The sequence below is a fragment of the Bacillus sp. BC05(2025) genome, assembly GCF_056725905.1.
In genome coordinates this window covers 170,603-196,774 of the sequence record NZ_JBWYRA010000001.1, presented here as the reverse complement: position 1 = coordinate 196,774, position 26,172 = coordinate 170,603, and the positions used below count along the sequence as shown (strand labels likewise).

General features: G+C 31.6%; 29 protein-coding genes, 1 pseudogene and 1 riboswitch. Of the genes and pseudogenes, 5 read left to right on the top strand and 25 right to left on the bottom strand.

All coding sequences use genetic code 11. The annotated features are described in order from the left end of the window. Positions 1–13 precede the first annotated feature (13 nt). The 14 genes and pseudogenes from ACZ76X_RS00995 to ACZ76X_RS00930 form a co-directional block, all read right to left on the bottom strand. Positions 14–526: an NUDIX hydrolase gene (locus ACZ76X_RS00995; protein WP_479849187.1), complete on the bottom strand. Its 513-nt coding sequence runs from the start codon at positions 524–526 to the stop codon at positions 14–16. Between the two features lie 15 nt (positions 527–541). Next, positions 542–1,675 (bottom strand): DNA polymerase III subunit beta, encoded by a 1,134-nt coding sequence (gene dnaN, locus ACZ76X_RS00990; RefSeq protein WP_479849186.1) that lies wholly within the window; start codon positions 1,673–1,675, stop codon positions 542–544. A gap of 30 nt (positions 1,676–1,705) precedes the next feature. After that, positions 1,706–2,149, bottom strand: a complete 444-nt coding sequence (locus ACZ76X_RS00985) for an NUDIX hydrolase (protein ID WP_479849185.1) — start codon at positions 2,147–2,149, stop codon at positions 1,706–1,708. Between the two features lie 215 nt (positions 2,150–2,364). Next, positions 2,365–2,790: a GNAT family N-acetyltransferase gene (locus ACZ76X_RS00980; RefSeq protein ID WP_438880219.1), complete on the bottom strand. Its 426-nt coding sequence runs from the start codon at positions 2,788–2,790 to the stop codon at positions 2,365–2,367. Between the two features lie 151 nt (positions 2,791–2,941). Next, positions 2,942–3,568: a cadmium resistance transporter gene (locus ACZ76X_RS00975; RefSeq protein ID WP_479849184.1), complete on the bottom strand. Its 627-nt coding sequence runs from the start codon at positions 3,566–3,568 to the stop codon at positions 2,942–2,944. A 235-nt stretch (positions 3,569–3,803) separates the two neighbouring features. After that, positions 3,804–5,012 carry an L-lactate MFS transporter gene (locus ACZ76X_RS00970; protein ID WP_479849183.1) on the bottom strand — a complete coding sequence of 403 codons (1,209 nt, stop codon included), beginning with the start codon at positions 5,010–5,012 and terminating at the stop codon, positions 3,804–3,806. A gap of 285 nt (positions 5,013–5,297) precedes the next feature. Continuing rightward, entirely contained in the window at positions 5,298–5,441 is a 144-nt protein-coding gene (locus ACZ76X_RS00965; protein WP_000653369.1) for a hypothetical protein, read from the bottom strand. A 31-nt stretch (positions 5,442–5,472) separates the two neighbouring features. Next, a pseudogene (locus tag ACZ76X_RS00960) lies at positions 5,473–5,857 on the bottom strand (hypothetical protein). Positions 5,858–5,959: 102 nt separating this feature from the next. Further along, positions 5,960–6,220, bottom strand: a complete 261-nt coding sequence (locus ACZ76X_RS00955) for a heterocycloanthracin/sonorensin family bacteriocin (RefSeq protein ID WP_317459718.1) — start codon at positions 6,218–6,220, stop codon at positions 5,960–5,962. 199 nt (positions 6,221–6,419) lie between these two features. Continuing rightward, entirely contained in the window at positions 6,420–6,866 is a 447-nt protein-coding gene (locus ACZ76X_RS00950; RefSeq protein WP_048525719.1) for an NUDIX domain-containing protein, read from the bottom strand. Positions 6,867–6,891: 25 nt separating this feature from the next. Further along, positions 6,892–7,230 carry a divalent cation tolerance protein CutA gene (gene cutA, locus ACZ76X_RS00945; RefSeq protein WP_479849182.1) on the bottom strand — a complete coding sequence of 113 codons (339 nt, stop codon included), beginning with the start codon at positions 7,228–7,230 and terminating at the stop codon, positions 6,892–6,894. Positions 7,231–7,260: 30 nt separating this feature from the next. Further along, positions 7,261–7,719 carry a GNAT family N-acetyltransferase gene (locus ACZ76X_RS00940; protein ID WP_479849181.1) on the bottom strand — a complete coding sequence of 153 codons (459 nt, stop codon included), beginning with the start codon at positions 7,717–7,719 and terminating at the stop codon, positions 7,261–7,263. Positions 7,720–7,877: 158 nt separating this feature from the next. Further along, positions 7,878–9,239, bottom strand: a complete 1,362-nt coding sequence (locus ACZ76X_RS00935; protein ID WP_479849180.1) for a family 8 glycosyl hydrolase — start codon at positions 9,237–9,239, stop codon at positions 7,878–7,880. Between the two features lie 138 nt (positions 9,240–9,377). Further along, positions 9,378–10,292 (bottom strand): DMT family transporter, encoded by a 915-nt coding sequence (locus ACZ76X_RS00930; protein WP_479849179.1) that lies wholly within the window; start codon positions 10,290–10,292, stop codon positions 9,378–9,380. 146 nt (positions 10,293–10,438) lie between these two features. Between ACZ76X_RS00930 and norG the strand changes: the two genes are divergently transcribed. Beyond that, on the top strand, positions 10,439–11,872 hold the full coding sequence (gene norG / locus ACZ76X_RS00925) for an efflux pump transcription regulator NorG (protein WP_479849178.1): 1,434 nt from the start codon (positions 10,439–10,441) through the stop codon (positions 11,870–11,872). Positions 11,873–11,917: 45 nt separating this feature from the next. Here the strand turns inward: norG and ACZ76X_RS00920 are convergent, their stop codons facing one another. Next, positions 11,918–12,448, bottom strand: coding sequence for a DUF4269 domain-containing protein (locus tag ACZ76X_RS00920; protein ID WP_342719598.1), 531 nt, complete (start codon positions 12,446–12,448; stop codon positions 11,918–11,920). A 174-nt stretch (positions 12,449–12,622) separates the two neighbouring features. Here ACZ76X_RS00920 and ACZ76X_RS00915 point away from each other — a divergent pair, with 174 nt between their 5' ends. Further along, positions 12,623–13,084 carry a DUF2306 domain-containing protein gene (locus tag ACZ76X_RS00915; protein ID WP_479849177.1) on the top strand — a complete coding sequence of 154 codons (462 nt, stop codon included), beginning with the start codon at positions 12,623–12,625 and terminating at the stop codon, positions 13,082–13,084. A 156-nt stretch (positions 13,085–13,240) separates the two neighbouring features. Here the strand turns inward: ACZ76X_RS00915 and ACZ76X_RS00910 are convergent, their stop codons facing one another. From ACZ76X_RS00910 to ACZ76X_RS00900, 3 genes are all read right to left on the bottom strand, one after another. Further along, the gene (locus ACZ76X_RS00910; protein WP_479849176.1) at positions 13,241–13,588 is read right to left on the bottom strand and encodes a VOC family protein; all 348 of its coding nucleotides are present in this window, start codon (positions 13,586–13,588) and stop codon (positions 13,241–13,243) included. Positions 13,589–13,684: 96 nt separating this feature from the next. After that, positions 13,685–14,548: a glycerophosphodiester phosphodiesterase gene (locus tag ACZ76X_RS00905; RefSeq protein ID WP_479849175.1), complete on the bottom strand. Its 864-nt coding sequence runs from the start codon at positions 14,546–14,548 to the stop codon at positions 13,685–13,687. Between the two features lie 45 nt (positions 14,549–14,593). Further along, complete coding sequence (locus tag ACZ76X_RS00900) at positions 14,594–15,394, bottom strand: GNAT family N-acetyltransferase (protein ID WP_479849174.1); 801 nt, start codon at positions 15,392–15,394, stop codon at positions 14,594–14,596. A 507-nt stretch (positions 15,395–15,901) separates the two neighbouring features. On the opposite strand from ACZ76X_RS00900, the gene ACZ76X_RS00895 reads away from it, so the two are divergent. Next, a complete protein-coding gene (locus ACZ76X_RS00895) occupies positions 15,902–16,600 on the top strand; it encodes a hypothetical protein (RefSeq protein ID WP_098298401.1) in 699 nt (232 codons plus the stop codon). Between the two features lie 197 nt (positions 16,601–16,797). On the opposite strand, the gene ACZ76X_RS00890 is transcribed toward ACZ76X_RS00895, so the two are convergent. Together ACZ76X_RS00890 and ACZ76X_RS00885 are read right to left on the bottom strand one after the other, a co-directional pair. Then, a complete protein-coding gene (locus tag ACZ76X_RS00890; protein ID WP_479849173.1) occupies positions 16,798–17,307 on the bottom strand; it encodes a DUF7018 domain-containing (lipo)protein in 510 nt (169 codons plus the stop codon). Between the two features lie 379 nt (positions 17,308–17,686). Then, positions 17,687–18,991: an MFS transporter gene (locus ACZ76X_RS00885; protein ID WP_479849172.1), complete on the bottom strand. Its 1,305-nt coding sequence runs from the start codon at positions 18,989–18,991 to the stop codon at positions 17,687–17,689. A 260-nt stretch (positions 18,992–19,251) separates the two neighbouring features. Next, positions 19,252–19,351: riboswitch (purine riboswitch) on the top strand. 59 nt (positions 19,352–19,410) lie between these two features. On the opposite strand from ACZ76X_RS00885, the gene ACZ76X_RS00880 reads away from it, so the two are divergent. Then, positions 19,411–20,595: an MFS transporter gene (locus tag ACZ76X_RS00880; RefSeq protein ID WP_479849171.1), complete on the top strand. Its 1,185-nt coding sequence runs from the start codon at positions 19,411–19,413 to the stop codon at positions 20,593–20,595. Between the two features lie 87 nt (positions 20,596–20,682). Here the strand turns inward: ACZ76X_RS00880 and ACZ76X_RS00875 are convergent, their stop codons facing one another. Next, positions 20,683–21,900, bottom strand: a complete 1,218-nt coding sequence (locus ACZ76X_RS00875; RefSeq protein ID WP_479849170.1) for a methyltransferase domain-containing protein — start codon at positions 21,898–21,900, stop codon at positions 20,683–20,685. A 260-nt stretch (positions 21,901–22,160) separates the two neighbouring features. Between ACZ76X_RS00875 and ACZ76X_RS00870 the strand changes: the two genes are divergently transcribed. Beyond that, positions 22,161–22,733: a DJ-1/PfpI family protein gene (locus tag ACZ76X_RS00870; protein WP_479849169.1), complete on the top strand. Its 573-nt coding sequence runs from the start codon at positions 22,161–22,163 to the stop codon at positions 22,731–22,733. Positions 22,734–22,867: 134 nt separating this feature from the next. Here the strand turns inward: ACZ76X_RS00870 and ACZ76X_RS00865 are convergent, their stop codons facing one another. From ACZ76X_RS00865 to ACZ76X_RS00850, 4 genes are all read right to left on the bottom strand, one after another. Further along, a complete protein-coding gene (locus ACZ76X_RS00865) occupies positions 22,868–23,674 on the bottom strand; it encodes a DegV family protein (RefSeq protein ID WP_479849168.1) in 807 nt (268 codons plus the stop codon). A 198-nt stretch (positions 23,675–23,872) separates the two neighbouring features. Then, positions 23,873–24,379, bottom strand: a complete 507-nt coding sequence (locus ACZ76X_RS00860; RefSeq protein ID WP_029438514.1) for a DUF3189 family protein — start codon at positions 24,377–24,379, stop codon at positions 23,873–23,875. Between the two features lie 79 nt (positions 24,380–24,458). Beyond that, positions 24,459–24,926: a DUF1453 domain-containing protein gene (locus ACZ76X_RS00855; protein ID WP_479849167.1), complete on the bottom strand. Its 468-nt coding sequence runs from the start codon at positions 24,924–24,926 to the stop codon at positions 24,459–24,461. Between the two features lie 217 nt (positions 24,927–25,143). Then, a complete protein-coding gene (locus ACZ76X_RS00850; RefSeq protein WP_479849166.1) occupies positions 25,144–26,169 on the bottom strand; it encodes a serine hydrolase domain-containing protein in 1,026 nt (341 codons plus the stop codon). Positions 26,170–26,172 lie beyond the last annotated feature (3 nt).

Genomic DNA, 26,172 nt, shown 5'->3' with positions numbered 1-26,172 from the left:
CAATTCCTTCTTTTTATAATTGAACTATATTATCTATAGAACTATCCTGCTTAGCCAATTCTTCATTTCTATAATCTATTAATTTATGATTAGATAAAACAAAATTGTGCTCTAATATTAATTCATTGTGGAGTACTTCATATAAAAAATTTGGTATCATCTCTCCTACACCGTAATTATAATCACTTAGAATCCAAGAAATCTCTTTCCAATCTAAAATTCCTTCTGATACTTTTTTAGGAGTTTGATATGTAAATTCATTCATTAGCTCAATTAGATAAAGATACATACCCCCAGAATATGAAGAATCCTCCCACTTAATAATGCCTTTAAATTGAATTTGTTCATGCGTAACTTCTATATTAGTCTCTTCTTTTATTTCACGAATTGCATTTTCTAAAGGTGTTTCTCCCTTTTCTATCTTTCCCCCTACCCCATTCCACAATCCTTTTACAGGGTCATATTCTCTATTTAACATAAGTATCTCTTCATTTCTTTTTATAAAACATAAAGTGTGCTTGTACATAATATGCTTCCTTTCTTATGAATAAGTTCTTACTGGAGATATAAGATGTACTGCTGCAGATTGTGTCCCTGCTTCAATTAATATCGGTCTCATAGAACCGCTAAAGCTTAAAGTAACCGTTTCTTCTTTTATTGCCTTTAAAGCATCTAACATAAATCGTCCATCGAAAGATATATTTAATTGTTTTTCACCTTGAATCGCATCCACTTGTTGCGTCTCGCATATTTTTCCAATCTGAGAAGCGTTAGAAGAAACTTTAATTGTAGATTCGTTTACAATTTCTAAGTTAACATTGTTATTTGCCCATTCACTTGCTAATAAGCTTGATCGATCTACGCCTTGTAAAATCCTTTTTCTATCTATGTTAATGACTGTTTGAAAGTCATTTGGAATTAAACTAGATATATTAGGATATTTCCCTTCAATTAGTCTTGAATATAATGTAGTTGTGCCGAATGTAAAAATAATGTGACTTTCTGAAAGATAGATGTATACGAATTCTGAATTACTACTCATTAATTTTAGCAGTTCGCTAATAGTTGCACTTGGTACGATACAACTTGCTTTCGTATCTGTAGCAATTATCATTTCGCGTTTAGCAAGTCTATGTGAATCAGTTGCTACGCAAGTTAATTTATTTTGATCTAACTCTAAATGAACACCGGTAAGAACAGGTCTAGATTCATTTTTCGCTACCGCAAAGACAGTTTGTTTAAACACTTCGATCAATTGTTCTGTTTCTATTTGTACTTTTGCATGATCGTTTATAAGTGGTACATTCGGAAACTCGTATGTTGGAAGTCCATTTAAGTTTAATGTGATTTCTTCTGATTGTATCGTAATGATTTGCTCATCCTTACTTTTTATTGTTACATGGCTTGGCATTTTCTTTATAATTTCAATAAAATATTTAGCAGGTACTACTATAGTTCCTGCTTTTAATATAGTTGTTATTCGGTCGTCTTCAGTAGAACTAGGGATGAATTTTTCAATGAAAATGTTTGAATTACTTGCGATTAAAGTAATTCCGGATTGATCTGCAGTTATTTTTATACCGGATAGTATAGGGATTATAGCTTTCGTAGATATAGCCTTACTTACTTCTGAAAGTGCTTGAGTGAACTGTTTATGATTAACGATAAACTCCATGTTTCCCCCGCCTTACATAATATGATAATTTTATGAAGATTGATGAACGATTGTTCCGTTAAAAAAGTAAGGTACTGTTTCTTTCCTTTGTAATGTATTTAATAATTGTTCTGGTATACGTAAATGCGGTGCTGCTCTATGTAATTCCATCCAAGTAATCTCTTCAATTTCTTTTGGTCTTGATATATTTGTTTCCCCGCCAATTATTTCCCCTAAAAAATTAAAGAAAATTGCATGGTGTCCTCTCTCTTCAAAAAATGCTTCGCTAATGTAACAAATACCGTTTATAGTTATATGTAGCCCGGTTTCTTCTTTCACTTCCCGAACGACTGCCTCCTCTAACGTTTCACCAAATTTAACTGCGCCACCTGGTAATGTGTAATAAGAACCATTCTTTCCTTTGTTTTTTACCATTAAGATCTTTTCATTTGTTTTATCGTATAAAAGTGCATATGTAACATTTACTTTTTTCATCTAAGTCCACCTTCAATAACAAGAATTTTCTGCCTTTGTTACATTCTACCATTTAATCATTTTAAAATATAAAAAATTTAATTGAGTATTTCATTTATCTGCGCTTAGTAAAGGTAATAATCGATATCTCTTTATTACTAAATAAAAAAGAACGTATTTTGAAAGCAACTATTCAACGTACGCTCTTTATACTTTGATAAATTCATTTTTGGATTCTATATAATTTCTAACCTTTTTTCTAAATAATATCGATTGTGCCCTTTAGGGTGATCTTCACTTACTCCAATTACTTTATATCCATGTTTTTTATAAAACGCAGGTGCCTGAAAGCTAAAAGTATCTAAATTGATTAGCCTACACTCTTGTTCAATTGCAAATTCTTCAATAAGTTTTAATAACTTGGTTCCGTAGCCTTCGTGTCTATATTCTTCAGAAACCCAAAGAAAATCGACATGTACGTGGTGCCAAAATGTAATTGCAGTTATTCCGCCTACAATTTCTTCCTTTTCATTTCGCACTATAAAACTAATTTTTTCTGAAGGCTTTTTCTCTTCATCCGAAATATGTTTTTGGTTATATTCAATTACTTTTTCTCTTATGTAATCACTATCTTCCTGGATCCATTGTTTTACTATTTTCATTTTAATTATCACGCTCCTTTTAAAGTATCTATTCAATTTAATAATCGTAATATCCTGTCTAACTTAATAGTCGTCATTTCACTAATATTAAGAAAAGCCATACTACATTTTATCTGTAGTATGGCTTTTTACCGCGTTTGATTCTTTTTAATTAGTACAATAATTCAATTGTATTACTCCGAAAGAGAATGAACATTCCTAAGCCAATTAGAACGATTGGAACGATAATATGACAATTCCTTTCAAGTACTTTAGCTAAAATAGGAGCTCTTATCAATTTGTAGCTAATAAAACACGATATTGCTATCATGCAATAAAAGATTACTAATGTAACAATATTGGCATTAAGATTTTGACTAGCAAACATTGGTATATAAATCGAAATATTATCAGCTCCATTAGCTAATGTAATTGAAGCTACTTTAAATATTGAACTAGAAGCGTTATCAGTGACTTGATTACTTTTATAAGAATGAAGTGACAATAGTCCTTTCACTCCCATATAAATTGGCACGAATCCCAATAATCCGATCCACGAAACAGGAATGAAAAAAGCACTTAAAGAACCGATGATACTTAGGAAAATAATGAAACTAAACCCTAAATATTGTCCAATAACAATATAAAGTTCTTTCATTTTAGGTTTTCCTCGGACAGTTCTACCTTCTTTCTTAATTACTCCTGTCCTTATTTGTGAAAATAAAACAAGAAGTATAAAAATGTCATCAATATTGGTTGAAGTGAATGCGATAAAAGAAGAAACTATAGTTGTAACCAATATAAGCCAACTACCTTTATAATAAAATAATGGTTTACAAATGAATTGCATATCTAATAACAAAGGTGGTTAATGTAGGTTTATAACATGATTTCAATGCCTTTATAAAACAATATGAATATTTTACTAATCTGCTACTTAGTTGCTAAAGAAATAAATTACTTTATTACCTTTCAAATCATTTTCACTTATTTTGTAATATAAAAAGAGCCCTATACAAGGACTCTTTTATAAATTAAGCTACTTTCCGATATAAATGTCGTGTTTCTTTTTTGTTTTCTGCTTTTGGTGGACGAATTAATATCGAAATAATGAAGGAAATAACGCTTAAAACACCGATTATAATAAAGGTCGGTTGAAATCCACCCAGTAAAGCTCCAATGAACGCTCCTGCAAGTGCACCAAATCCGAAACCTTGATATACAATCCCATAATTTGTGCTATGGTTTTTTAATCCGAAGAAATCTCCAACAATTGCTGGGAAGATTGTGATATTACCACCAAAGCAAAATGCAACGCTTGCTACACAAGCGAAATAAATGCCGTAATTTAGTGGAATGAAACTTAAAGTAAAGACTGACAATCCAATAATAATAAACGTTGCAGAAACAATTTTCATTCGGCCAATTTTATCCGATAACGTTCCAAGAACGATTCTACCTACTGTATTAAAAATTGCAATCATTGCGACGGCATTAGCTGCAGTTGCTGCGCTAAGTCCAACGAGCTGCACGCCGATATCTTTTACCATACCGATTAAATATAGACCACCCATACACGATGTGAATAGCATAAAAAACAAAAGATATACTTGTTTCGTTCGCATCATTTCACGAGGTGTATAATCATTGTGTAAAGTCTCAGTTACAGTGTTACTTACTATTGCTTCACGTAAGAAGAACGATCCAGTTAATACTAAAAGTAAAACGATAATCCCCCAATATAAAAATGCTTGTGATACACCAAGACTATCGATAAGACTTCCGTTTATATATCTAAAGATTAAGCTGCCCATTCCATATGCAGAAACAGATATACCAGAAATAAGTCCTTTTCGATTTGGAAACCATTTAATTAAATTAGATAATGAAGTAATATAAGCAGTTCCATCGGCATAACCAACTACTACACCAGCTAATAAATATAGTAATGGTAAAGAAGAAACTTGTGAACTAAGTATTAAACCAAGTCCCAGCACAATCCCTGCAGTAGCGATGAGTTTTCGAAGCCCTAATTTTTGCTGCAACTTTCCTGCAAATAAGGTTGAAAACGATAAAGAAAAGCTTGTTATGGAGAAAGTTATTGCAACTGCATTGAGATTCCATCCAAACTTACTAACAAGGGGTTGATTAAATAAACTCCATGTATAAATTGTCCCAAGACCAATTTGAACAATGATTGTACCTAGAACAATTAGTAACGGATTTATAGAGGTTTGTTTCATACTAACTGTCCCCTTCTTTTATCATGACATGAATTTTCACAGTTAGTATAACCATCATAAGAAGCAAGATACTGCATGAAAAAATGGAAATTGAATTCATGTACGCAAAAAGACACTCCATAATGAAGTGTCTTTCTGCAGGTTATATTAGACTTACTTAAAGAAAGCTTTGTTAAGATAAGACATTTTCAAATGCTTATGTATATAGAGTACCAAAAGATTTCAATTATGTGATGGGACTTAAGATGTATTTTTTATTCATCATATAGTCGGATGAACGAAAAATTAATATTCAATTTCATCAAAATCTTTCGGCTGCGGTACCGTTTGCATATTAGCCGCATCTTTCGGATCGCTATAAATTGCATTTTGTTCTGTATTTACATCTTTAATGTTTTGCTTTTTGTTTTTATTCATTTTATCTTTCACTTTCTCTCACTCCTTTTCATTATAGGAGTAATTATGCCCCATTACCGTTACGAAATGTATCCGCGACTAAATTACTGAATTCACGTAAATAATATAAATAATTATCACCGCCGTAGTTATATCTTTTATTATACATTTTCGCAACAACTACATTATATTCAGGTATTACTAATATAGTCGGACCGGTAATTCCTAATATATGCTACCATTAAACCTAAATAACTTTTTCTCGCAGAAGTAACGTTGAATTGTGATGAAGCTGTTACTTTCTTGCTTGTAGATACATTTGAATGATGGCCACTATAATGCTCTAGTACGATTTTGTTATCTTTTATGATGCACAGTGCTGTTGCAGAACTATGATTTTCTTTTTTTATATTTTCTACCCAAGAAATTAACTTATCGTATGTATACAAATGCATCCCCCTTAACACGAATAAAAAATTACAGCATGAAAGAAAAGTATAAAATAATATTTACACCTTTCTTTCATGAGAAATATGATTGATTTTCTATACTTAAATGATCCACCAGTTCCAGCAGTTAAAACAACCGAAACAACCAGCGCATCCTACACAACGACCACCGCAACCTCCGCATCTTCCGCCACATCCACCACAGCGACCACCACAGCCTCCGCATCCGCCACAACGACGTGCATCGTCTTGAATGTAATAGTATGGATATTGATTTTGTTGTAGTTGATCCCAATACACAACATTACCAGATTGATAATCATTAAGATTTAATGATTGTAGTTCTTGTTGAAACTGATTCATTACGAAACCCTCCATTTATAAAAATAAATTCCGTCCGAATGTTAAAGTTCATCTATTTTTGCAAACAAAGTAGAAATAAGGCTATAGACTAAATGCGTACATCAACAAAATATGAACTTACACTAGGTGATGTACCTTGTTTTTTAGCCTATTTTCTTAATCCCTTTTCGGTAGACGAATTTATTATTAATAGAGGTGTTTAAAAATTACTAATCCAACAGTTTAGTAGTTCATCGCTTAATTTTCTTTCTAGCAACTCTTTAACTGAAGGAGCTGGCATGATCTTATAAGTATTTAAAGCTTCTTGAGTAAAATCTATCCAGTGAAACGCTAAATGAGACTCTTTAGATTTTGGTATGAAATCATTATGTAACTCTTGTGAATCTATTTCAAAAATGTGGTTAATTTCATGATGAAGAACTTCTCGGTCTTCCCATTTGTTTTCTATTACGCCTAAAAATTGTTTGATACTACAGTTAACTCCGAGTTCTTCTCTTAGTTCTCTTATTAATGCATTCTCGGCCGATTCGCCAACTTCAACGTGACCACCTGGTAAAAAATAATGATGGCCAATATATTCAGCCACTAACAATTTTTTATCCTTTATCAAAACAGCTCGTACAATATGATGAAATTTATTTTTCAATTTTTATTCCTCCCAGTCCTTTACTTTATATTTGATTAAAGTAGTCATTTAATATCGGTATGATATAAATCATAGGGGTTTCATACGGATGAATTTCGTTAATCACTTCAAGTGCATCCTTTACAAGGCCCTGTTTACACTTTATTTCAATTTTACATTCTTGCCCTTCGCATATTTGACCAATTTCTCCGTTAAAAGGTGATGCATCGTCTAATGGTCTCCAGTATCCTTTCACGGAACTATAGGAAAGACAATGGTCATATTTGTCTGTTTTACAAGCACCAATTCTATTTAGCTCATCCCGCAATATCTCAATGTATTCTTCAGGAATAAACACTTCGATTTTCACTTCCGAAAATTGCATCTTTCCTTTCACACCTTTACTTTATAATACTTAAACAAATAAACGATACACTTGCTCCCCATCATAATCATGTCCCAATGGTTGAAAACCGTAACGTTCATATAATTTCTTTGCAGAGAGATTATCTTTATGTACTGTTAACCTTATTTCTTTACAAGCCTTACATGTATTTTTTATTAAATAGACACTTTCCTGTAATGCCGCTTTTCCGTACCCATTCCCTTGCTGCTTTTGATCGATAATAAATCCATTTATCCAATACATATCTGTTGTCTCTTTTATAACAGCATGCATAACAAAACCAACCATTAGCTCGCCATCGTATATCGCAAATGGTATGTACTCTACATTGTCACCATCTGGTTTTATATATACTTTAGCAAGTGAAACTGCTACAGTTGGTACAAATTTTCTTTGCTCTTCTTTAACTTGTAATTTTAATACATCTTCCCAATTTTCTCTCGTAACAACCTTTAACTGGATATTCAATATTTTAGGCTCCTTTATAAATAAGTTGTATTTTTATATTCAACAGAGTGACATATTCTCCCTTTTCCAACAATAACCTACAACATGATCTTATTAAATTTTTCTTTATTTAATTGTAAACCTATATTGCTTCACGAAATAGTAAAAAGAATACCCTGTTATTTATCGTATCCTTTTTGAGCTTCATCATTTATTAGGTTTTCTATTTTCTTATCATCAGGTACTGGTTTCCACCAATTACCTGTAATAAATAGCATAGTTAATAAATTATAACTATCACTAAAGTAACTTTCTTTCTTATTCTTCATCCAATCCCATCCACTATTTACCCACTTTTGATTATCGCTTTTCATTGTACTTGCAGCAATAAACGGTGACACAAATACAGCAGTTGGATAACTACCTATATTTGATCCATTTAATTGATAACCATCCACAATTTTAGAAGGATTTCCATTCGTCTTATTTTGAATCCATGAAGAGACTTTGTCAGAGATAACTTTACTTCTTTTCTCTCCATACATCGCATAGTCCATTACAATCCTTAATGGTACCCGACTAGCATTGTAATAATATGCATTTGTATACTGTGACTCATTTAAGAAATCTTTAGGTGCTGGTTGTGGTGGATTTTTCACAACAAAATCTGAAATGAGCCCCGTATTTGGAGAGTATTTATTGCTAAATTGTGTATAAACATCGTACAAGTTATTAATAACAGTAAGCCAAGTTTTATCACCTGTAAATTCATAAAATGCTCTAAGGTGTGACATCATCCAATCTGATGGCCTTGTATTAAGTGAACTTTTAGAATCCCAATCTCCTAAATTTAGTCGGTTATTATTTGTAACATTACTAACTTTAATACCTTTTGTAATCATGTTTTTTGCTTCTTTCAAATAATTAACCGATCCATTTGACCCCCACTGCTTATGAGCAAGAAGAAGGGAATACGCAATATCTAAATCCCCATCAGTGGCAGAATCAAAATGTCCCTGTGCTTTTTTACTATCTGCTACAACCCACCCCATTAAATTAGGATTTTGAGAGCTTTTAAAAGCCCTTGCTGTTTTAAATAAACCATCATAGATTTTTTGGGCATTTGAATCATAACCAGCCATTAACACAGTAATTACCATCCCATATCCTTGACCTTCTGAAGTTCCAAGTGGCTTAAACCCATCAGCATCACCGGTAATTTCTCCTTTTACATAATAACCACCAGGTAAAGAAGATAAATCATTTTTCAAATATTTCTTTTTCCAATTATTGTAGTAATTTATTACAGAAGCATTTAAGTTTTCCTGTGTAACATGATTAGGTTTTATAACACCTGCATAATTAACTTGCTGGGGAAATGGTTTCATTTCTTTTGCAGCAGCTACTTGTTGATTAACTACGAGAATAGAATTTTGTACTGAATTGTCCGTTACATTTGATGCGAAACTAGAATTAGAAAAACTAGCTAGACCGATTCCTATAATAGAAATACATGTGAAAATATTTCTTTTTCCATTCATTATGTTGTCATCTCCTTTTAAAATGCTTAATACACAAAATGTAACATACAATATTTAACTGAAATACAAAATATTATATTTATCAACTTAAGAAAGAAACTATATAAAAAAGTATCATAAAATTATTATTGAATTACATTATACGGATTGATTATTTGCTAAATTCCTATGTTTTTCTTTTCTTAATACTGGTATATGAGCAATCACAATTCCGAGTATAGTAATCACTCCGCCAATTATCGAAACAAAAGTCGGTACTTCACCTAACCATAACCAAGCAATAAAACATGCAGTTACTGGCGTTAAATATAGAGAACTTGTTGCCTCAGCAGCACCAGCATGAGATATGATAAAAGCCAATGCGATATATGGGAGTACTGTTGGAAATAAACCTAAATATATAACACTCATATTCACTTCAAGAGGAGCTGCTAGTATTTCTGTATACATTCCAGGTAAGAAAATAAGCATACATACAGTACTAGATAAAATTGTATATATGGTAAATGGTAAAAAGTCGTACTTTTTTAAGTAAGAAGTTTGGAAAACAAAATATAGGCTTTCCGAAATCGCTGCTAATAATATAAATAATCCCCCACTATTCAATTGAATAGCATCTCCTTGACTAAATGATATGAGAGCAATTCCTATAAAACTAATTACTCCACCGATCCAACCATTTAATTTCATTTTCTCGTTCAAAAAGACAGAAGCAAGAATTGCCGTTACTATAGGTGTGACGGAAACAATTAAACTTGCAGATCCAGCATTTACTGTTTTTTCGCCATAGTTTAATGCTATGTGATAAAAAGTGAATCCTAACGCACCGAACATAAAAATTGCTGGGATATCTTTTAAATCCGGTAGCCGTAACTTATAAATAAAAGAAAACAACAGAAGTATAAATGAAGCGATTAATAAACGTAGTAAAGTAAGATGCTCAGGTGTATAAGATTCAAGCCCCATACGAATTGCCGGAAAGGCAGTCCCCCATATTAAAATCGTAAAAGCATGAGCACAAATAATCGGAATATCCCGTTTTTTATAATTCATGTTTTCTCCCCCTTCAAACCAACCACTTTATAATTACCAATTATTTCTTTTCATCATATTTAATAGTTGATACAATGTCTTCAACCAGTTACTTATCGTAAAAACCAACCACTTAGCATTTTTAAAGTGAACGAGGGAGTTTTTTTATGACAATTAATAAAAAACTGCCTAAATATCGGCAGATAGTAGACTATATGAAAGAAAAAATTGAAAACGGAGAATGGCCTATTGGAAGTAAGATTCCTAGTCAACGGCAGTTAGCTAAATTATTTCATGTAAATCGAAGTACTGTAATAACTGCGCTAGATGAACTTATGGCAGATGGCTTAATTCAAGGACAAATCGGATCAGGAACAATTGTAACAAATAATACATGGTCATTATTAGCGACGAATCCCCCGCCTGATTGGAGTGAATATGTAAAGGCTGGTATTCATAAACCTAGCAAGTTAATGGTACGAGAAATAAATGAAGCAGAAGCAAATAAAACACTTATCCATCTTAGTAAAGGTGAACTTGCGCCTAAACTTTTTCCGCTAGAAACTATGCAGTCCATTATGAAAAGCGTAAGTGACGAATTAGATTATTTTGGATACGAAGAACAAAAAGGATTTTATCCGTTACGTAAAGCAATAAGTAAATACGTAAAATCATTCGGAATCCATACGTCACCGTGTTCTATATTAATCGTCTCTGGTGCATTACAAGCATTGCAATTAATATCAATTGGTCTTTTACATCGAGAATCAACTGTTTTACTTGAACAACCTTCTTACTTATATTCACTTCATGTATTTCAATCAGCAAATATAAATTTATCTGGTATAGCTATGGATCATCACGGTGTTTTACCTAACGAATTATTAAAACGCATTAAATATAGTCAAAAGAAAAACATTTTATATTCTATCCCTAGTTTTCAAAACCCAACAGGGATATTAATGTCTAAAGAACGAAGAAAAGAAATAATAAAAATATGTGAAAAGGAACAGTTACCTATTATTGAAGATGATATTTACCGTGAGTTATGGATTGATGAACCACCTCCAGCTCCTTTAAAGTCGATAGATAAACATGGACATGTATTATATATTGGTAGCCTATCTAAAACACTTAGCCCAGGACTTAGAATTGGATGGATTATTGGACCCGAACCAGTTATTGATAGATTGTCAGATATAAAAATGCAAACAGACTATGGATCGAGCTCTTTATCTCAAAGAGTTGCTGCTGAATGGATAAAAAAAGGTTTTTATGAAGAACATGTAGCGAACGTAAGAATTCAACTAAAAGAACGAAGACAAATCATGATACGGGCTTTAAATAAGTATTGTGCAGATGTTGCAACGTGGGATATTCCTAGCGGCGGATTCTTTATATGGCTAAAGGTTATACCTAGCATTCCGATGAAGAAATTATTTTCAGAGGCACTATCAAAAGGAATTCTTTTAAACCCAGGGCGTATTTATGAAGAAGAATCAGATCAATACATTCGTTTATCATATGGATATGCTTCTCCAGAGCAAATGACTAACGGGATTAAATTACTGAATGAATTAATTCGTAAGCTAATGGCATAACAAAAACTCCTCTATAGATAGAAGAGGAGTTTTTGTGTATCTTATTTACCACAATCTCATTTCCTGCCCTAACAAAATAAGTTCCTCATAAGGATCTCCGTCAATATTTAATATTTGAGCAAAAGCAGGTTCTGTTTTCAAACCGTTTTCTTTCAAGCGAATAATTTCTTCCCTTATATGGGGATGCTGCATTAATAGCATATGCTCTACTATCATATGTCTATATGCATTTTGATTACGCACTGGCTTAGGCTGAGCAAATAATTCAAATTCAAAACCTTCAAATTTAAAATTTACCTTTATCGATTCAGTATTTTTCATTTTTTTCTTTTTTATTTTGAACCCTTCATAAGAACCATATAAAGATCTCATTTCTTGTTCAAAAACATCAAAGTTATGTACTTCCATTACTATATCTAAGTCAGATTGAAGAGTATCAATTCTTATAGGGATTGTCCCACAAAGAACGGGACTATACAAAGCTAAATCCTCCATAATATTTAGTTTGTTCAAAACATCATATACTTTTTGTTGCTTGTCATTCCCTGATTGTAAATATGTAATAGATGTAAACATGGAAGTCTCTCCTTCATTTCACGTAATACGTGTCTCACTAAACTCAAGAAAAATTTGTCCGTTTAAACTTGTTCTTGAAGTACCTTTACTTCAATATATTAAAGTGAATAAACAATATGTTTCAACTTTTCTCCTATGCTGCAATACTATAAAAATAAAAAGGGAGGAATTATGATGAGCATTTTCCACATTCTTTTAACCATCCACATATTATTTGGAACGATATGTTTAATCACTGGGATAATAGCGATGGTTGCTCAAAAGAAGAAAGGTAAACATACGGAATGGGGTGAAATATATCACGCATCCTATGTCGTTATCACCGTTACTGCCATTATATTATCCATTATAAACTGGGATAAAATCGCATATTTATTTTATGTAGCAATTTTCTCTTATTCATTTGCGATTTATGGATACCTCGCACGAAAAAAACGTTGGAAAAATTGGCTTCACCATCATATTAGAGGTATGTTAGGCTCTTATATTGGCGCTGTTACTGCACTTTTAGTAAATGTCGGTATTCATATTCCCTTAATTAACTTACTGCCACCTATATGGTTTTGGTTTTTACCTACATTAATCGGTATTCCTCTCGTAGTCAGTGTATCAAAAAAATATAAAAAGCGTAGTTAAAATCCATTACATTTTCGTTACTTTCTGATGATTATTACGAAAAATCATACTCAATGTAATATTTTATTTATAAATTGAAAATCGTATTGCTTTAAGTTAGTCACATAGAGCTAAATAAAAAGAATCCAATACTTTTATTGGATTCTTTTTCGGATTTCATTTCAATATTGGCTCTATGTATTCGATGATGTTACCATCTGGATGTCGCACTATCATTTTCATCCCTGTGGGCACTTGTATTGGTTCAGTAATCATTACACCGTTATAGTTGAAGACTAGTTTTTTTACTTTTTGGAGATCATCAATCACGATCGTTGCAGCAACTTGATTCTTAATTGTTTCATTTAATTCTTCAATTAAAAGTAAATTTGTAAATCTAATCACATGTGTTCCGTTCATTTGAAATTCATGTGGTGTTTCTTGATCCAATAGTATTTTGTAAAATTCTAGATGAGTTTGTAAGTCAGAAACATAGAGGCGTGGAACAACAGCTAATATATTCATACTACTTACACTCCTTTTCAACTTAACAAGATTAATTTAATCATATATTAATCGGAAATATTTGTAAAAAATTACATTAAGAGCAGTATCTTTTAATCAAGACTTTAATAAAGAGTGTAATCGATCCGGGTAATTCGTAAACATCCCGTCAACGCCCCATAAAAGTAACTTTTTCATATCTTTTTCATTATCCACAGTAAATGGATGAACTTCTAATCTGTGTTTCTTTATATTCTTTACATAAGCTGAATCTATATATTTATAGTTCATCCCAAGACCGATGCAGTATGTTTTATACTTTTTTATCTCTAATTCAGTTAATTGAACTGCCTTTTTGTAAGGTAGTAATTGTACTAGCGGTAAAGTAACATCTAAACTATGAATTTTTTGCAGACTTTCTTCACTAAATGATTGAATTATAACTTTATCATTTATTTCGTATTGCTTTATAATTTCTAATAGTTTTTCTTCCATACCAGCATATTCATCTGGCGATTTTGTTTCAATGTAATAATTAGCATTATGCCCGAACGTTTCAATAACTTCTTCTAATGTTGGAACTGTTGCATCTTCAAATACTTTCTTTGCTAAACTTGGATGCTTTTCATTGAAAAAAGAACCTGCATTTAGTTGCTTTATTTCTTCTAATGTATGTTCCTTAACTAGACCAGTACCGTTTGTAGTACGGTTTACTGTTTCATCATGCATAGCTACTAAATGTCCGTCTTTTGTCATTTGAAGATCAATTTCAATATAATCACCTTTTAATTGTTGTCCTAATTTATAAGCTCGTATTGTATGTTCCGGTGCATACGCAGAAGCTCCTCTATGTGCAATGTTTTTTATATGATTTGATTGATTAATAGCTTTCGTATACTTAAGTTCATCTACTTTATGTAAAACGAAAGTACCTATTAATATAATGGTGCAAATGATTGTAACGATATATATTCTTTTCATAATGATGTATTAACTCCTACATGAAAGCAATTTGGCTTGGATTATTTATTCAAATAAATGTCGATTTTCAAAAACAGTCATTTGTCCAACAGATTGAAAACCAGCCTTTTTATAAATATTAATCCCATCAGGTGAAGCTTGTAATACGCATTGAGCAATATTTAATTCCTTTGCTTCTTGTAGCAAGTAATGAAACATAGTAGAGCCAAATCTTTTTCCTCTCATTTCTTCTTTCGTTGCTATATCATAAATACCAACACTATCTTTTGTACATACTAATGAACCGACTGACACGACTTCATCTTTATAAATTCCTAAGTATAGTTTCATATTTTCACTATTCCATAAGTCGAAAGAAGCGGTCTGATTGTAGAATGTTTGAACATGTATACCTTCCTCTGATGTACCAAACAGACTAGCTAACGCTTCTCCAAAATTTTTAATTTGTTCTGGTGAAAATGTTTTTTGTATCTTAAAATCTTTTGGTATATTTATTGTTGGATGTATTGTTTTTAAGTTTGCTACCATCGCAATATTTTGTTCTGCTTCTTGTAAGCCAAGTTTTATTAATTCGCTTTTTATAGTCTGTTTTTGCCTATCGTCCCAAAACCAAACACTCATTGGGAATTTCTTTTGATTATAGTTGTTTACCTCTTTATATAATGGCTCAATGCCTTCCGTTAAATTATTGTTTAGCAAAGTAATGATATTGAATGTATCTGCCGGTAAACCACAGTCAACAGCAATATAATCCTTCGTTTCTTTTACATTCATTCCGTGTAACTGCCGCGCAATATATGACGTTTTATAAGTGAAGTTATCTATTAATAACTGTTTATAATTCATTCTTTTTCTCCTTTCATAAAAATTCGTATTCGAATCGTTCAGTATTAAATATAACATATATGAAATGTGCCTATTTCTATAAAAATAGCTCCATACATCACTCTTTACGCTCTAAAAGAATTAAAAATGATATAACGTTGTCGGAATGAAAAAAGTGGTATATAATAAATATTAACATTACTAGTAATTATTTTAGGTATTCCTAGAATAAAGGAGCGATACATATGAAAATTACTATTTATTTCGGAAGTCATGAAGATCAAGATGTTCGTACTATGGACTGTCATTTAGATGTAGAAGATACAGAAGAGATTGTCTCTGTATCATAATATAAATTGTAGGAATGAACCCTCTGCCCTACAGCATTTAAGACACCTTTTACAGGTGTCTTTTTTGTTGTTTTTTTCGTCAAAAACCCTTTACTTTAGAGCGTTTTAATAGTAAAATATAAATATACGAACAAACGTTCTTTTTATTTTAATTGTACATGAAGGGATGATTTTTACAATGGCTCAAGCAAAGCGCAGAGGAAGAAAAAAGCAAACACCTATCATTTCAAATACAGGCTTTATCGGCTCTGTCTTTATTGATACATTGGAGTTACAAAAGAAATCCTATTATTTCGCTCGTAAAAAACTTCAAATTGTACATCACGTACTTGATGGCCTCTCTGGGGCAACAAGTTCTCTATTTAAAGAACATAACATTTCAGCATACATGTCATGTGTGTATTTACATAAACAAAAGAAAATTGGCTTTGTTCTCTCAAAGAAACCATTTGAACAAAGTGACGGTGTTGCCTACTTTATAAATTATTTAATCGAAAAGAATTTTTATGGTAACGAAGAAGTAGATTATCAAGAAGTATTTAATACAGGTTTTATCGGTGTAGTATTCGCTGATTTATGTAGCATAGATCGCTTTAATTTCGAGTTTGAAATGGGTATGTTAACGAAATTAATGAAAGATATGATTATTCCGGTTAAAGAACTCTTTTTACGCCACAATGTACCGGCTTACATCTCCACTTCTCATTTAGAGGAACAAAACAAATTAGGTTTCGTTCTATCTGTAAAACCGTATGATGAACGTGCAGAAGCAGATTTATATTTTGAAGCCTATTTAAAAGAACGCGGTTTATTTATCGGTGATGAAGAAGATGATATTGATAAGATTGTTATTAGAAAAACAGCTGAATTGCGATAAAAAAGCGCAGGATCCATATCCTGCGCTTTTTATAGGTTGAGTTTTACTTTAAATCATATCGTATCCTGTCTTATTTTTTGTAGGAAATCATTAAATCAGCTTAGAATATCCCGGAAATCTTGATCACTATGCAAAAGAATCCCTTGTAGTTATAGTTAAAATTTTGTATCTCATAGAAATCTATATCCTGATTACTACTATTTATCTTTTAGTTCTTTTATTGTCTGTATTGTTTTCTTTATCTTCTTTAAAGCATCATCCATATGTTTAGAAGACTGTGTGACTGTTTCAGGGTTACCTTTATCTAAACCTTCTACCATTTCTGTTAAAGAGTCTTCGTACATTAACATTGCATCAGACAACTCTTTTTGTAAATCATCATATTTCTTAGGTGGTTTTATCTCTTTCATTTTCTGTGTTACAACCTTAAAATTACCTATTTCTGTTTTAAACTCATTTTCTGTAGTAGCAAATGAAGGGTCTTTTGCTATTACATCTGATATAACTTGATACTGGTTTACCCACTCTTTTGCTACATCATTAACCTTTTCTTTGTAATCATGTGCGTTTTTTAATCTACCATCACCTTGCTTTTCTTCTGCTACTTTTATACTATCAGTTTTCTTTGTTTCGGAGACATCCTTACTGCAACCTACTCCTAATGCTAATGTAATTGGTAAGACTACTGTTAATATTTTATGTTTCATTAATATTTACCCCTTTGTTTAAACTATATCTACGTTTCTTCCAACTCTTTCTTTAGTCTTCCTTTCCTCTAATGGGAAATTTAGGTTTTTAACAATATGAACATATGATAACATGTATTATAGTTGTAGATAATCCCCCCCACCGTATGCTTTTTCAATACTCTCTCTAATATATTTTTCAACATTTAAGCTCCTTTTTGTCTAAGTATTCAGTGAAGAGACATGCTACAACTAACAGTATTTCTACAATCTCGATTTAAAAGAATGAGGATTATTTATTGGTATTAAAAAAGATAATATTGATAAGTGTATGAGTTGAATAAAACGGAATTACGATAGACAAGCGCAGGATGATGATCCTGCGCTTTTTCGATATTATTTAATTACGTTCAACACTATACCCTTTTGAATGAATTTCTAAATTCAACTTATTTGAATAAACTTTATTCAAAATAAGAAATACAATGCCTCCTCCAATTGGAATCGTGTAAGCTGGAATATGATTTAATAATAGGCCTGATAATACCAGTGCTATCGGCTGCATCATTTTACCTATACTTAATCCAATACTAAGCACTCTACCCCTATATTCATCTGGGATCTCTTTTTGCATAAAATAAATTAAAGGGATATCAATTAATGCTATCGTTAGCCCTACAAAGAACATAATAGCGCAATACATAGTAACAAATATAATATTATTTACCTCAATACTTTTGAATAAAACTGGAATACCTGAAACTATCATAAAAATCGCCAACATAAAACTTATTTTTTTCAATAGATAGGAATAAGAATAACGATCAGTTATCTTTTTTACTAATACTGCACCAACTATCATACCTATCGGAAAAGTCCCTTGAATCATACCAAATTGTTTAGAACTAAGATTGAGAACTGTATTAATAATGTATGGCAATGGAACAGTTACAGAAAAACCTAAGAAGAAATTAAGGGAAATTAATATATTAAACGTATTCTTTAAACTTTCCCTCTCCATTAAGTAAGAGTATCCCTCTTTTATATCTTTAATAAAATGAATTTCTCTAATAGAATATTCCTCATTTATGTTTTGCTCGAACAATTTAAAGTTAATAAATAATATGGATATACCCGAAAGAATAAATGAAATACCGTTTATAATGATAAATGTTTTCATATCAAAGACTGCAAAAACAATCCCCCCTAGCATAGGGCCTAGAATTAAAGATATGGAATCGATAATTTTACTTATAGAGTTAATACTCATAAGCCTGTCTTTAGAGACGATATTAGGTTTTGCAGCTTCTAATCCTATTCCAAAAAAAGTTGTAAATACTGTCATAAGAAAGGTTGTAGTATAAATGAAGAATAAGTTTAATCCATAATAGCTGCTTAATATATAAACAGCTATTAATAAACATCCACTTAGTAAATCCATACAAACAACTAGTTTCTTTTTATCAACCTTATCAGCAATGACACCAGCAAATGGATTCATAACGATCATTGGAATCGTACCTAATATGAGCGTAATCGCGAAATTTAATGCAGACCCAGTTATTTGTAAAACATATAATCCTAATGCGAAACTATAAATAGAGCTACCGAATATTGATACTATTTTTGCAATTGAATATAAAAAAATGTTTCTAAGTTCTTGATTGCTTTTTTTATTTTCTATATGTAATCGTAAACTTCCCATAACATTTCCCTCGCTTTTCTTTGTATTACGTATAGTGTAAGGTCTTGGGTTAACCCAATATCAATATGTACAATTTGAAAAGTTTTAAGGAGAAATAAATAAAAGATGGGGCTAACCCCATCTTTTATCAACTGTGGGTTTTTACGTCTCTCTGCAATGATAGAAATAAAATGATTGCTATAAAAGACTTAGGTTTTTATATACGAATGCTAATTTTTTATTGAAATATAAAAAGTAATATGGTATCTTCTATTACATTGATTAATTACATATGAGAATCATGTATAACTCCAAGAATATGGCTTGGGGGTCTCTACCAGGAACCAATAACTCCTGACTACAAAATGCGTATTATAGCGTTTGTAGTCAGGAGTTTTTTTGTTCTAAGGTAAATAATGACGAGAAGGGATTACAAAAAAGTGAATTTCAAAGTATTTATATTAGCTTTAGCAACAATAGCAGTAGGTCTTGTAGAGCTTATTGTTGGAGGAATATTGCCAGACATCGCTAAAGATTTTAATGTTTCATTAAGTTCCGCCGGTCAATTAATTACAATTTTCGCCTTTACTTATGCAATAGCAGGGCCTGTATTATTAATTTTCACGAGTAAAGTGGAAAGAAAAAAATTGTATATTATTTCACTTTACATTTTTCTAATCGGTAATATACTTACGTATTTCAGTCCGAACTTTACTTTTATGATGATAGCAAGAATTTTAACCGCTATGAGTACAGCTTTAGTTGTAGTACTTTCCCTTACAATTGCAGCAAAGATTGTTAATCCCTCTTACCGAGCAAAAGCATTAGGATTAATTTATATGGGTATTAGCTCTTCACTTGTTCTAGGAGTACCACTAGGCATATTAATTTCGAACACATTTGGGTGGAGAGTTATTTTTTTATGTATTGCTATTTTATCATTGGGATCTATCATCTTAATTTCAGTATTTTTAGAGAAAATACCTGGAGAGGAAAATCGAATTCCTTTATCTATTCAATTAAAGGCCGTGTGTAGTCCAAAACTAGGCGCTGCTCATCTAGCTACCATGTTTATGTTAGCGGGACACTATACTCTATATGCTTATTTTACTCCTTTTTTAGAAGATAAGTTCCACCTAAGCCCTTATTGGATTAGCATATTTTATTTAGTGTTTGGTATAGCTGCAGTAAGTGGCGGAGCGTTCGGCGGTGTTTTATCAGATAAAATAGGCGCTCCAAAAAGTATTGTGATAGTTATTACTTTATTTGCTCTAATCTTATTTATATTACCGTTTACGGCAGTTTCTATTATCCTATTTATTCCTGTTATGATAGTTTGGGCTGCATTGAGTTGGGGGCTTGCACCACCTCAACAAAGTTATTTAATCCAAACTGCCCCAGATACGTCAGATATACAGCAAAGTTTTAATAATTCAGCCCTACAAATAGGAATTTCACTTGGCTCTGCAGTTGGAGGTATAGCTTTAAAACAAGTACATAATGTCGCCAATATGGCCTGGGTTGGTGGATCTCTAGTTTTATTATCTTTAGGTTTGGCTATCTTTTCTCTTACTAGACATATACCGACAAGAGACTGTCATGTAAGTGCTAAATATGTAGATTAACATTCTCCTTTTCTTTTAATCGCAAAAAGTATAAATCAACATAAAAAGTCCAGTTTTATAACCGGACTTTTTATGTTGAGGTTAATCTTATCTTTTTCCGAAAAATGAATATGTATAAATTTCTTCTCCTTGAACGAAGAAATTCTCGTACTTTCCACCTCGTTGCAAATGGTTTGAAGTACTTTCATCTATGGATTTAAACTGTAGATTTTGGATTTCTTTTGTTACTTTTGAAAGTGTAAAATTTGCTCGAAAGTTGTTTGTAATTTGGCTATTTGGGCTGAAATTTTTAAATAAAATAAATAGGCTTAATAAATAACAATCCGTTTTAAAAAGTGGATTTAATTCGTGAAGTAAAAAATTCTCATGCTCAAAACTATAATTGCTCGTACCAGAATGATCAATTACAATATCAACAGACTGATTCTGAATAGGGATGTTCAAAAAATCAGCACAGATAAAAAGAATATTTCTTTTCGGATTTCTACTTGCTAATACATCCTTTAAAAATAAAAGTTTATTAAAATCTCGATCCACTGCAATGTATAGGCAATCCTCTGGCAGTTCTTCATAAATGTTCCTCAAAAAGAACCCAAATCCCGATCCTATATCTAGTATTAATTTATTATTTAAATCTAAATGTATTAGTTTCTTTTTCGCCCATTGCCCTTCTCTATGCATATTTTCCAAATACGCATTATCAGTTTCATGAATATAATCCGAAATAGTATTTTCATGTGACGGTTGCTCATTTGCATGAAATGATTTATCAGCAGTTATTATTCCTGAAGTAATTATATATTCTTCACCACAATTACAAATTAATTTTCCCTCTGTAATTTGATTGTTATTAATAATTCCATCTTGAAGAATTAGTTTTTGTCTACACTTAGAACATGTAAGTAAATGTAGTACACTTAAATCTACCCCAATAATTGAATTAGAAGTTTCATTTGTTAATAATAAATCATGTAGCACTTCTTTTAATTTATCCCGTTTCTTCTCCAAAAGTTTTATTTCCTGTTCCACCTTGTCATATTTCAGTTTAAATAAAGATTGGTAAAAAGTATCTTTTTCGTAATTCATAGATTTCGCTAAATTTTTATAAAAAAATAGTTCTTTAATTTCATTCAATCTAAATCCTAGCTCTTTGTATTGTAATATAAGCTCTAAATCGGTTTGACAATACTCGTCAAAAAAATAGTGCCCTCCCTTTTTTTCAGGAATAATGAGACCAAGATCCATGTAATGTCTTATTGTATCAATACTTATGTTATTTAATTCTCCAAATTTACCTATTTTCATTGTATCACTACCATTTATATATTTTTTTATACAGATTTCTATTTTTATATTAAAAAAACCTTTAAACTTTTTAAACAACATTATTTACGTTATGTATGGAATATTTGAATGTCACTTATTTTATAGGTGTATAATCCTTTTATTTAATTAAATTTCCATCGCATAGAATATACAGGAATTTATAACGTAATATAGAACATAAAAAGGAGAAGTTTATATTCTAAACAAGGGGACATACATACGGAATGAGGGATTAGAAAATGAAAATTGCAATAGTCTGTTTCGATAACTTTACTGATATAGATGTTTTTTTACCATGGGATTTATTAAATCGTGTACGTTTAGTTGGTGGTATTTCTGATTGGAACGTTCAACTATTAGGAACGAAAAAAACTCATATATCCATGTCTGGCTTACGTATTCCTATGACAGGAAGCATATCTCATATTCCTACTGCTGACGCAGTAATATTTGCAAGCAGTAAGGGGGTACAAGATTTATATAAAAACGAAGAATATATTAATAGCATTCATGTAGATCCTCAAAGAAAATTAATAGGATCTATGTGTTCTGGTTCATTACTACTAGGAGCTAAGAAATTGCTAACAGGTAAAAAAGCCACTACATATCCATCCGCAGTAGAACAGCTTAAAAAATTTGATGTGGATGTTATTGAACAAAGTTTCGTGAACGAAGGAAATATCTCAACTGCTGCAGGTTGTTTTGCTGCTCAAGATCTTTCAGCTTGGATTATAAGAACCTTAATCAATGAAAAAATGGTCGATACTGTGCTAGAAACTGTTCAGCCAGTAGGCAAAGGTTTATATTTTTAAATTCAAATCAAGTAGAGGGACTTGTTACTCCCCAAAACGATAAAATGAGCTTTTTTGATTGATGGCGACGTAATATGCCTCCAATTTCACTTTAATTAAATAAAAAACCCGCGAATCATTCACGGGTTTTCCTCTTAATAACTAATTGCTATTGTACCTTCACCTGCATGAACCGCAAATGATATTGGTAATGGATATAGTTTGAAATCCATTTCAGGGAATGCTTGTCTAATGTCTGCAATCCATTCTTCAGCTCCATCTTTATCGCTTGCATGGAACATATGAAGTACTTTTGGTAATTCTTTTTCAAGTTCATTTTTAATATATTCTCGACATTTTTGGATTTTACGAACTTTCTTTTCAAGTAATAACTCTCCACCTTTTACTTCTAATATTAAGTTAACACTTAATAAACTTCCAAGTAAAAATTGAACGCCTTTTACACGTCCACTTGCGTAAAGGCCTTTTAAACTTTTCGGGAATACGTGGAAAGGTCTTCTTTTTTCATTTACTAATGTATTGTGTATATCTTGTAAAGTCATACCATCATTGTATAACGATTTCGCTTTTCTAATTAGTTCATCCATTGGATAACTTGTTGTTTCGCTATCTAATACCGTTAATGGGAAACCTGCCATTTCTGCAGCTAACTTCATATTTTGATAAGTTCCACTTACTTTTCCGCTAATAGCAACTGCAAATCCTTCTTCATATTCTTCTTTGCATTTCGAAAATAAATCTACCATTTCCCCTATGTTAGGCTGTGATGTAGTGACAGTTTTACCTTCGTTCAAAGCATTATAGACGCGCTCACGCACACCTTCTTCACAATCTTTGTACGACACACCATCGATAATAACTTCAATTGGGATAACAAAGTTATCTCCTTCTGTTTTAAAACTCGCAGTTGTACTATCAGTAATCCAAGCAACACGCTTCATGTTGTTCCTCCCTTAATTCAATTCCTCTTTTCTGACTTTTCTATATATTTATGTTACGAAAAGAGAATATCCCTGTAATAGTAACAGGACTTTATTGTTTTGGCTATAGTAGATGAATAGTAAATGTGAATATTTTTTGTCATTTTCGCCAAAAAAAGAAGAAAATCGGGGGTTTTCCCAATTTTCTCTTATCATACATTATTTAAAAGTTTCATTATCTAAAATTACTACATAATCATTTGTCAATCGGCCAGCTTCCTTCGTATAACTAACAAGTCTTTGTATGTTATCGCAGCTTAGTTTCGCTCCCCATACAAGTAACGGTACACCGATAAAATCAATGTGGAACCTTCTAGAAAACAGACCACCGAAAGTCATCGGTAAAGGTACTGTTGGTGATGTATTAGAAAAAATAATCTTTTCATGACTTTGATAATGTTTTTGCAGAATCTCTCCTAAATGCTTCATCGCAGGTACAACGACTTTTGATGCGCCGCATCCAATTGTATAAACCGGATTACTATTTTCATCTATTCCATGAAAAATGATTTTCCCCATATCTTCTGTTTTCAATTTATTAAAGTACTCTACATTCAAAATTTCTTCTTTCGTTAACTTACGATCCGTTGGCAATTTATTTAAATGATAAGCTGCAGCAAGTGCAGTTGAATGTGTTCCGCCGAAATCTGTGTAAATGAATATCATATTATCATCCCTTGTTGTAAAAGTTCAATGTTATTTAGTATTACCGTTCACGGCGCTGTTAAACAATGGATGAATACTTTCATGTTTTTTGTATTAATTCATTATATTTTTTCCAAATATAATATCGTCTACTAATTACAGAACCTAATGTGATACATAAAAAGGTATTTGTTACAACCATTAATGTATAGTGGGTACTGCCAGAAAACATACTTTGTTTAATCAAAACCTTCGTACCTAGAATAGCAAGTAGAATAATTGTACTTAACCAATTTCCTTTTCTTAATACATGACCTGTTTCACTATCTAATCGAAATGTTAAAACTTTTCCCCTAATCACTCCAAGACCAAATCCAATCCCCATCATTACAATGAATAGTAATACTTTCAATATAGTTAATTGTCCCATATGAATAATAGACTGGATTGTCACAAAGCACAGCAAAACCGGAATGAGCCAGATACGATTAATATTCACTTTATATTCTTTACCTTGCATTAGTATGATTATAAAAACAACAAGTAGAATAACAAATAGAATTTCCATTTAGAGTCCTCCTATTTACTTGTTTACATTTGAAAATTATATTGGCTTCTTTTTATTCCATATTTTAAATAAACTAGCTACTAAAAATCATAAAATATAGAATGTGATTCCCATCAGTTTTAAGCATTTTTTATACAAAAAAGACGCACAAATAAATAGTACGTCTTTTTTGCATTTATTAGTGCATTTATTAGTGCATTCATAAACTCTTTTAACCTTATGAAAAAGAGTTTTCTAATTCTTTCATTATTTTTTCGGGTCCTGTTCCTTTATTTGATGGAATAACTAAAGTAATTCCTAAGCCTGGATATACAGCCGAGCGAAAACTAACGCCTGGATCATACCCCATTACATGGAATTTGAATATCTTGTTTTTTCTTGTTTCAATCCATATTCCATATCCGTAAGACTGATTTTTATTTACTTGAATGTGAGGAGTTAAAAGTATGTTTGTATATTCTTGGCTTATGATTTCATAGTTACATAATGCTTCCCAGAACTTCAACATGTCTGGCGCAGTAATAAAAGCACCACCATCAGACCCTCCTATTATTGGTATAGAGTAGATGTTTGTTCTCCAATTTTGGTTAGTTTCATCTTTTATATATCCAAGAGCTGTTTGCCTTGGTAATGTATCTAAAGAAAAATAGCCAGAATCATTCATACCAATTGGTTTAAATATGTTTTTTTCTATATACTCCGTAAATTTAAGTCCTGTCTGTTCTTCGATTATTAACCCCAGTATAATAAAACCTGCATTGTTGTAGTGAAACTTACTTCCAGGTACAAACATCATATTTCTGTTTTGGAATAATGGTAAGAAGTCTTTTAAATTTTTTAATAGATACATAGGAGTTTGTCTCCAAAGATCTTCGAAGTGATCCATAATATTTTCATCAAAATAATCTGGAATACCCGAACTATGCGTCAAAAGGTGATGTATTGTAATATCTTCATTGAAGTTTGGAAAGTTAATACGTAAACATTCTTTTAACTTTGTTTGAAAGGTAATTACCCCATTTTCAACAAGGTGACAGATACCGATAGCAGTGAATATTTTACAACCGGAGGCAATTCCGAACCTTGTTTGTAGCGTATTGTTTATACATTCATTGCGATTTTCGTAACCAAACGCCTCTTCATAGACTAAGCCTTTTTCTTCTTTTACTAAAATTACCCCAGAGAAATCTATATGCCGATGCATTTCTTTTACAATGCTTTCTATTTGATCTTTTGTTTTCATTAC

What these genes read in the sequence shown, in the direction of transcription:
- ACZ76X_RS00995 (WP_479849187.1), bottom strand. Translation starts at nt 526, where the DNA reads ATGTACAAGCACACTTTATGTTTTATAAAAAGAAATGAAGAGATACTT.
- dnaN (WP_479849186.1), bottom strand. Translation starts at nt 1,675, where the DNA reads ATGGAGTTTATCGTTAATCATAAACAGTTCACTCAAGCACTTTCAGAA.
- ACZ76X_RS00985 (WP_479849185.1), bottom strand. Translation starts at nt 2,149, where the DNA reads ATGAAAAAAGTAAATGTTACATATGCACTTTTATACGATAAAACAAAT.
- ACZ76X_RS00980 (WP_438880219.1), bottom strand. Translation starts at nt 2,790, where the DNA reads ATGAAAATAGTAAAACAATGGATCCAGGAAGATAGTGATTACATAAGA.
- ACZ76X_RS00970 (WP_479849183.1), bottom strand. Translation starts at nt 5,012, where the DNA reads ATGAAACAAACCTCTATAAATCCGTTACTAATTGTTCTAGGTACAATC.
- ACZ76X_RS00955 (WP_317459718.1), bottom strand. Translation starts at nt 6,220, where the DNA reads ATGAATCAGTTTCAACAAGAACTACAATCATTAAATCTTAATGATTAT.
- cutA (WP_479849182.1), bottom strand. Translation starts at nt 7,230, where the DNA reads ATGCAATTTTCGGAAGTGAAAATCGAAGTGTTTATTCCTGAAGAATAC.
- ACZ76X_RS00935 (WP_479849180.1), bottom strand. Translation starts at nt 9,239, where the DNA reads ATGAATGGAAAAAGAAATATTTTCACATGTATTTCTATTATAGGAATC.
- ACZ76X_RS00930 (WP_479849179.1), bottom strand. Translation starts at nt 10,292, where the DNA reads ATGAATTATAAAAAACGGGATATTCCGATTATTTGTGCTCATGCTTTT.
- norG (WP_479849178.1), top strand. Translation starts at nt 10,439, where the DNA reads ATGACAATTAATAAAAAACTGCCTAAATATCGGCAGATAGTAGACTAT.
- ACZ76X_RS00920 (WP_342719598.1), bottom strand. Translation starts at nt 12,448, where the DNA reads ATGTTTACATCTATTACATATTTACAATCAGGGAATGACAAGCAACAA.
- ACZ76X_RS00915 (WP_479849177.1), top strand. Translation starts at nt 12,623, where the DNA reads ATGAGCATTTTCCACATTCTTTTAACCATCCACATATTATTTGGAACG.
- ACZ76X_RS00910 (WP_479849176.1), bottom strand. Translation starts at nt 13,588, where the DNA reads ATGAATATATTAGCTGTTGTTCCACGCCTCTATGTTTCTGACTTACAA.
- ACZ76X_RS00905 (WP_479849175.1), bottom strand. Translation starts at nt 14,548, where the DNA reads ATGAAAAGAATATATATCGTTACAATCATTTGCACCATTATATTAATA.
- ACZ76X_RS00900 (WP_479849174.1), bottom strand. Translation starts at nt 15,394, where the DNA reads ATGAATTATAAACAGTTATTAATAGATAACTTCACTTATAAAACGTCA.
- ACZ76X_RS00895 (WP_098298401.1), top strand. Translation starts at nt 15,902, where the DNA reads ATGGCTCAAGCAAAGCGCAGAGGAAGAAAAAAGCAAACACCTATCATT.
- ACZ76X_RS00890 (WP_479849173.1), bottom strand. Translation starts at nt 17,307, where the DNA reads ATGAAACATAAAATATTAACAGTAGTCTTACCAATTACATTAGCATTA.
- ACZ76X_RS00885 (WP_479849172.1), bottom strand. Translation starts at nt 18,991, where the DNA reads ATGGGAAGTTTACGATTACATATAGAAAATAAAAAAAGCAATCAAGAA.
- ACZ76X_RS00875 (WP_479849170.1), bottom strand. Translation starts at nt 21,900, where the DNA reads ATGAAAATAGGTAAATTTGGAGAATTAAATAACATAAGTATTGATACA.
- ACZ76X_RS00870 (WP_479849169.1), top strand. Translation starts at nt 22,161, where the DNA reads ATGAAAATTGCAATAGTCTGTTTCGATAACTTTACTGATATAGATGTT.
- ACZ76X_RS00865 (WP_479849168.1), bottom strand. Translation starts at nt 23,674, where the DNA reads ATGAAGCGTGTTGCTTGGATTACTGATAGTACAACTGCGAGTTTTAAA.
- ACZ76X_RS00860 (WP_029438514.1), bottom strand. Translation starts at nt 24,379, where the DNA reads ATGATATTCATTTACACAGATTTCGGCGGAACACATTCAACTGCACTT.
- ACZ76X_RS00855 (WP_479849167.1), bottom strand. Translation starts at nt 24,926, where the DNA reads ATGGAAATTCTATTTGTTATTCTACTTGTTGTTTTTATAATCATACTA.
- ACZ76X_RS00850 (WP_479849166.1), bottom strand. Translation starts at nt 26,169, where the DNA reads ATGAAAACAAAAGATCAAATAGAAAGCATTGTAAAAGAAATGCATCGG.